Genomic DNA, 2,327 nt, shown 5'->3' on the forward strand with positions numbered 1-2,327 from the left:
TTAAATCTTCCTTACTATATTCCATTGTTACCCTCCATAACTTCTGATTGTTGCCGTCTTGACGATTATGTATCTTTACATTACCTTCTGAAACATATGGCGCACCTTGTCCAGGCGGCTGTTTGGACGGCGGGGCTGGATGACCGGCTGACCGACAGCGGCCTGATATCCTTTCAGCTCTGTAAGGCATACGCTCCGCCCGTTGGTGTAAAAGGCCAGATCAGTACGGTATGCCTGTATACAGCGGGCGGGAATCTCGCCAGTAAAGACAACTTCATCCTTTTTTACCTGGGCCGTTTCGATGGTGGCACAGTATTTCGGTGCATCATGATAAGCCCTGGAAAGGTATTCCTGGGGCGCATAGAGGATGAAGGAGAGATAAGGTTCCAGCAGCTGCGTCCCCGATTCCTTCAATGCCTGTTCCAATACAATCGGGGCCAATGAGCGGAAGTCCGCCGGCGTGCTGACCGGACTGTAATAAAGCCCGTATTCAAAGCAAATCTTACAGTCCGTTACGTTCCAGCCGAACAAGCCCTGCTCCAGCCCGTAACGGATACCATCCCTGACAGCGTTTTGAAAACTCTGGTTCAAGTATCCCAGCGAAACCCGGCTCTCGTATTGTACACCGGAGCCAAGCGAGAGTGGTGTAACAGACAGTCCTATGGATGCCCAAAACGGGTTGGGCGGCACCTCGATATGGATGGTGTGGCTGGCTGCTTTGAGCGGCCGCTCCATATAAATGACGGAGGGTTCCTTTACCACTGTTTCAAGCTTGTATTTTTCCGACAGCAAAGCGGAAACAACCTCCAACTGCACCCGGCCCAAAAAAGAAAGAATGATCTCATGGGTGATGGAATCCACTTCGCAACGCAAAAGCGGGTCAGTATCCGCAAGTTGCGTAAGAGCGTCCAGCAGCCGTTCTCTTTGCGCTGCCGTTTTCGGCGCAATCGTCGTCCGCAGCATGGGGAGGGGGTCCTCGCGCCACCTTTTACGAGGGAGCCGGGTTTGGTCCCCTAATACATCGTTTAACCTCACACTGTCGCTGGGAAGGATAACAATTTCACCCTGATAAGCGGTGTCTGTCCGAACAATTTCCCCTTTGGATGGAATACGCATCTCTGTGATTTTCAGCTTTTCTCTCCCGGCCAGGGCCACCGTATCCCGCAGGCGCAGCGTTCCGCTGTATAACCGTAGATAGACACGCCGCTGGCCGCAATCGGTGTACTCAACCTTGAAAACGCTGCCGCATAGGGCGGCGCCCCCCTGTTCCCCAATCGGTTGGAACAGCCCTGTCACCGCATCCATCAACGGTTGAATGCCAAGGCCATTTTTGGCGCTGCCATGATAGACTGGGAACAGGGAGGCGTCTTGAACCCGCTGCTGTTCCTCCCGCGCAAGTTTTTCCCGGCTGATTGGTTCTCCTGCGATATACTTTTCCAATAATTCATCGTTATTTTCGATGACCGCATCCCATGCTTCTATGTCGGTATTTTCCTCCAGGACTATTTCCGGGGACAGCGACACCGTCTGCTTGATGATAATATCGGCGGAGAGCTTATCCCGAACAGACTGAACCACGCTCTGCAAATCAACGCCAGCCTGGTCGATCTTGTTGATAAAGATAACGGTGGGAATGTTCATTTTCCGCAGGGCATGGAACAGAATACGGGTCTGGGCCTGCACGCCATCTTTAGCGGAGATCACCAAGATGGCCCCATCTAAAACAGCCAAAGAGCGGTACACCTCCGCCAAAAAATCCATGTGGCCGGGCGTATCCACAATGTTAACTTTACATCTGTGCCACTGGAAGGAAGTGACTGCCGCTTGAATGGTAATCCCACGCTGCCGCTCCAAAAACATGGTGTCCGTCCTCGTTGTCCCTTTTTCGACGCTCCCCGGTTCTGAAATGGCTCCGCTGGCATATAGCAGGCTCTCCGTCAAGGTCGTCTTTCCAGCGTCTACATGGGCAAGAATTCCAATATTGATTATTTTCATGTGATTGTCCTCCCTTTACAGCCCCAAAGGGCATAAAAATCCCCAGCAGTAAAATACTTTTACCACTGGGGATTATAAGTTGCGGACATACACATATACAGCATACACCTGTTTGTGATTGCTGTTTTTGGGGATATGTCAAAATTGATAAGGCAAAAGTATTCTTAAATTGGGTACAAAAAACTAAGCCCCTACAAAAGGAGCTATCATAATCCTTTGTTCCCACTATTTGATTATAGTTTTATTTAAGAATACCTTGCCGCATATTTTTTACTCCTTTTCTGGATTAAATCATTGTATCACATCAGTTTTAGGAAAGCAAGTACCTAAAA

At 49.9% G+C, this 2,327-nt stretch carries 1 protein-coding gene; it reads right to left on the reverse strand.

All coding sequences use genetic code 11. The features are described 5' to 3' along the window. Positions 1-75: 75 nt before the first annotated feature. Positions 76-1,995 (reverse strand): tetracycline resistance ribosomal protection protein Tet(W), encoded by a 1,920-nt coding sequence (gene tet(W), locus O3669_RS10780; protein WP_002586627.1) that lies wholly within the window; start codon positions 1,993-1,995, stop codon positions 76-78. Positions 1,996-2,327: the final 332 nt, after the last annotated feature.

It is taken from the genome of Pauljensenia sp. 20925_1_34 (assembly GCF_041432775.1).
In the GTDB taxonomy this organism is placed as follows: Bacteria; Actinomycetota; Actinomycetes; order Actinomycetales; family Actinomycetaceae; genus Pauljensenia.